Origin of the sequence: Microcystis sp. M144S2 (genome assembly GCF_020246065.1) — a bacterium.
Taxonomy (GTDB): Bacteria; Cyanobacteriota; Cyanobacteriia; order Cyanobacteriales; family Microcystaceae; genus Microcystis; species Microcystis ichthyoblabe_A.
This window is the reverse complement of record NZ_JADBTR010000128.1, coordinates 1-4501: the sequence shown is the minus strand read 5'-3', so window position 1 is coordinate 4501 and position 4501 is coordinate 1. Positions and strand designations below refer to the sequence as shown.

At 37.7% G+C, this 4501-nt stretch carries 2 protein-coding genes and 2 pseudogenes; all 4 read right to left on the bottom strand.

The window, feature by feature from the left end; translation table 11 throughout:
• Positions 1-396: pseudogene (locus tag IM462_RS15110) on the bottom strand (hypothetical protein); the annotation flags it as partial.
• A gap of 116 nt (positions 397-512) precedes the next feature.
• Entirely contained in the window at positions 513-1253 is a 741-nt protein-coding gene (locus IM462_RS15105; RefSeq protein WP_287170959.1) for a Uma2 family endonuclease, read from the bottom strand.
• A gap of 148 nt (positions 1254-1401) precedes the next feature.
• Entirely contained in the window at positions 1402-3522 is a 2121-nt protein-coding gene (locus IM462_RS15100; protein WP_287701218.1) for a hypothetical protein, read from the bottom strand.
• 87 nt (positions 3523-3609) lie between these two features.
• Positions 3610-4417, bottom strand: a pseudogene (locus IM462_RS15095) (Uma2 family endonuclease).
• Positions 4418-4501 lie beyond the last annotated feature (84 nt).

Here is a 4501-nt window from a genome sequence, read left to right as displayed (position 1 = left end):
TTTTCCATAGGGATAGTGAGGATTGATGGAATACTCACCCCCTTCGGTTTCCGAGATAAACTCTAGGACGATGGTAGGAATTTCTCCTTCAAGATGGGGAGTATAACTGCGCCGAATTTCTCCACTAGCAATCGGTTTTACCGAGGGAATATAAACCCAATCAGGTGCTTTGACAACAGTTTGAGTTTTAACGGTAGCACATAAGCCAAAATTAGAAGCAATTAGCATCGATTCTAGAATTAGTCCTGCTAATTCTAGGGATTCGCGTAAAGCGGCTGCTAATAGGGGTTGCAGGTTGTTGTCCACAGGTTCGTCAGGTAGAATAAAATCATCGGGCAGTTTTTCCCAGGTGATTGGCGGTGATTTTGGGGTTAAATCAATAGCAGATGGTGTCATTGTCGTAAACAGTCCTTCCTAATATTTAATAAGCTCTCATAAACTGTCCACGACTAAGTAGGTGCATTAAATTAATTATCAAATAGACATCTAGGTGGACAATGCCTGCAATTAGTTCATACACTATCATCAACTTCAACTCCTAGCGCTCTTAATTTTGCTGCCAAGCGTTCAGCCCGTTGCTTTTCCTGTTCAGCCCGTTGCTTTTCCTGCTCGGCCAACTCCTCTATGGTGGGGAGCAATTGCCCCTCTGCTGTTGCCCAACGTAGCCAAGTAATCGGCTCTTGTTCATCCCCATAAATTCCCTGCCACCGCACTAACACTAGCCCTAATATTTCGCTGCTGAACCTGCCTTGAGCATCTGGGTTTAAAGATTTATAAACGCCCCCTTCTAAGCGATGTCCCGCTAAATCTTCTGGCTCAAAGGGATCATACCAAAAGTATTCTGTCACCCGCAAACGATTCTGATAGATAAGCTTTTTCTCTTCTTTATCTTTTTTGGCTGTACTCTCAGAGAGCAACTCAATCACCACATCAGGAGCTTTTTCTTCTTCCCAGACGACCCAGCTTTTCCTTTCTTTTCGAGGCACGTCCACAACGACAAATACATCAGGTCCGCGATAATCCTCGTTACGCACTTGATTGGGGCTAAAGTAAACAAACATATTGCCTCCGACAAACGCTTCCCGTCCTTGGGTTTTTAACCACCCGGAGAGCGGTCTGACTAATAACTGCATTTGCAGTCCGTGTCGCTGGGTTTCCATGGGAATACCATCATCAGAAGGTAGCTCATCTTGGGTCGGTGGTAGCTTGATCCCTAGTGGGTTAGCTGCAATTAGGAGGGTTTCTTGAGCCATTGGTTGGTTGGGGTGAACAACTGATGCCACTTTCTTATCATAAACTATTGTCAATGTCAATACAATTGCGATCGCAATTGTGCAGCCAAGCGCTCGGCTCGTTTTAGGCTATATGATTTTGTCAAGATTCTCTCACTTTATTACAATTCTAATCTTTTATGTAAATCTTACAATTTTTCAGGATAGGGTCATCTATGTTTCTCTCTGACTCTACAAGTTGATAATTATTCTGATAGAGTAATTGTAAAAAAGTGCCATGAAGATTTTCTTTTATGATAGGTACATTTATGGGACATAGGGTGACAATTGGATTGAATTTATTGAGAGCGTCAATAAAACGGGGCTGAAAAGAATTATCCCCAGATAAAATAGAAGTTGTCTCGGGATAGAACAAGACTTTTCTGTTTTTGTGAAGATAATAATAGGATTCAAATGAATCTGAAAGGAGAATTGATGGTCGGTTTAATTGCTTTTCTAATGTAGCCACTCTCTCAGACAAGCTGGCTAAAGCAGACATTTGTGAATAGCTTTTAGGGCGTTGAAAATTGGATATCGTTGCGGGGATAAATTTTACACAAGCGATTAGGGACATAATAATAAAGGGCATGATTAATACACTGACCAGGGAGAGTCTTAATAAATCAAACGAATTGGGCAACAAGATTGGCAAAAATTCCCTAAATGCCATTTTATTCTGCATCAATTCTGGTTCAGATTCGGACATTTTTTTTCGATAAGAACTAAAGACATAATCAATCAAACAACCATAGGAAAGAAAGAAGGGAAGTGATACAGCTAACAAATTACCAGGATGACTTCTATTGACAAAATAAAAGAGGCTAACTATTCCCCAGATGGCAATTACAAAACGATACTTAGCGTTTTTATCCTCAATAGGACTCTGAAAAGATTGTATGATGTTAAAACCGTAAACAACCATAAATATCATCCATATATTATCTGGAAAAGGTAAACCTAGAAAGCCAGAGCCAAATTTAAGAGTAAAACCTATATAATTATAAAAGTTCATAAATTCTCCAGACAAAATTCTAAAGCCCAAAATAATTATGAAAATGATAATGATAAGATTGATACTGAATCCTGTTAATTTTTTAATCATGTTTTTTGCGCTAAAACCATCTATTTTAAACTCATTCCAACTGTGAATAAAAAAGTACATAATCAAAACAACTATACCAGAATCAAAATTACTTAATAGAGCCATTGCCACTATAAAATCTAGAAGCAAATCTCGTAAGCTAATTGTTAAAAACCCAAGGAAAAAATTAGCTTTATCGAAAAACTTTCTTTCAGATATATACAACAAAGTTACCAGCAAAAGACAAGGAAATAAAGTTCTTAAAGGAAAATATTGAAAGTATAAATCTGCTGCCACTACCCTAAAATACAAATAACTCCAAAATAGGCAGCTAATAAATACCCAAATTCTGATCAACGGATTTTGGTAAATAGCTTTAACTATTAGATAGTAAAGAAGAATCTGAAGAGCAATCAAACTACATACAACAATTTTAATAGACAATAGACTATTTCCCATTAATCGTGATAGTAGGCCAAGCCAAAGATAATATCCGCCATATAAACTTTTAAATCCATCATCAACAAGGGGAATAAAAGGGGAATCACTATTAATGGCCGCTAATGGGAATAGAAATGCATTAAAATGGTAGTTCGATCTATCAGTATAAACCAGACTCCAAGCAACTGATGTCACCGTCACTAAAACTCCGATAAAAACTATATTCTCAATCAATAATGTTCTCAAAAATTTACGAAGAGAAAATAAATGTAAGAGAAAAAAGAAAATAACTGTTAAAATTAATCCAACTGGAATTAGCACCAAAAAATTCAAGCTTGATAAATAGGTTGTCAGTTCACGCCAATTGTATGACATCTCAGGTTTCATATAGAGCCTGAGACTTCCACCAGTTCCTTGGGTAAAGAGCTTTTGAATTGCTATCGTGTTGAAAACAAGACCAAGTCCCCACGAAATTAAAAACTCAAGATTACGACTTTGATTTGTGACTTGCCAATTATTGATTATTTTTGATAAAATAGAACTTAAATAGTTCAAAACTTTACCCAAAATAGTAGGTAAGAAAATAATAGAAATTAAAATGAATAGATACCAGACTGCTTCATACCTTTCATTTCCTTTCAATCTGCCAAATCTTGTGGTAAGAAGATAATCTACATCAATAAGAATAAGTAGGAACGCCCCTACTCCTTTAAGCCATTGATCGATCATATTTTTGTTCATTTATCTAATTTAATTTGAAGTATTGAAGTTAACAAAAGTAAGGGAAAAGACAGTAAAGAATAAGCTTATTTTCTATCATAAACTATCATCAATGTCAACCCCTAGCGCTCTCAATTGTGCTGCCCAGCGCTCGGCTCGTTGCTTTTCCTGTTCGGCTCGTTGCCTTTCCTGCTCGGCTCGTTGCTTTTCTTGCTCGGCTCGTTGCTTTTCCTGTTCAGCCCGTTGCCTTTCTTGCTCTACTAACTCACTCCCCCATAATAGCAAATTTCCCGACTTATCCCACCAGCGCAACCAATTAGTAGTAAATTCAGCTTTGGTTCCTTGCCAGATACCGATAAACAAGTTAAGTTCTTTTATCCAGTAACGATTATTCTCATCTGACAACTGCTGCTCATACTTTCCTGCCACTAAACAATAAACATCTAATTCTCCGGTTTTTGGCTGAAATATTCCATAGATAGGTACTTGTAAGATTTGCTCATAAAAATACCATTTTCCATAGGGATAGTGAGGATTGATGGAATATTCACCCCCTTCGGTTTCCGAGATAAACTCTAGGACGATGGTAGGAATTTCTCCTTCAAGATGGGGAGTGTAACTGCGCCGAATTTTTCCGCTAGGAATCGGTTTGACTGAGGGAATATAAACCCAATCAGGTGCTTTGACAACAGTTTGAGTTTTAACGGTAGCACATAAGCCAGCCAAAATTAGAAGCAATTAGCATCGATTCCAGAATTAGTCCTGCTAATTCTAGGGATTCTCGTAAAGCTGCTGCTAAGAGAGGTTGCAAGTTGTTGTCCACAGGTTCGTCAGGTAGAATAAAATCAGGTTCTTCCGAACTTACACTGTAGAAAATTCCCCAAGCTCCCTCTCTGTCCAGCAATGCTCTAAAGTTGATAAATATCAATCTAACAAAAACTCAAAGCCCTATTGTACAAGCTTTACAAGCATGAGTTGTTGATAGTTT

Excerpts from the sequence above, each read along its gene's own strand:
- IM462_RS15105 (WP_287170959.1), bottom strand. The coding sequence starts at position 1,253 with ATGGCTCAAGAAACCCTCCTAATTGCAGCTAACCCACTAGGGATCAAG.
- IM462_RS15100 (WP_287701218.1), bottom strand. The coding sequence starts at position 3,522 with ATGATCGATCAATGGCTTAAAGGAGTAGGGGCGTTCCTACTTATTCTT.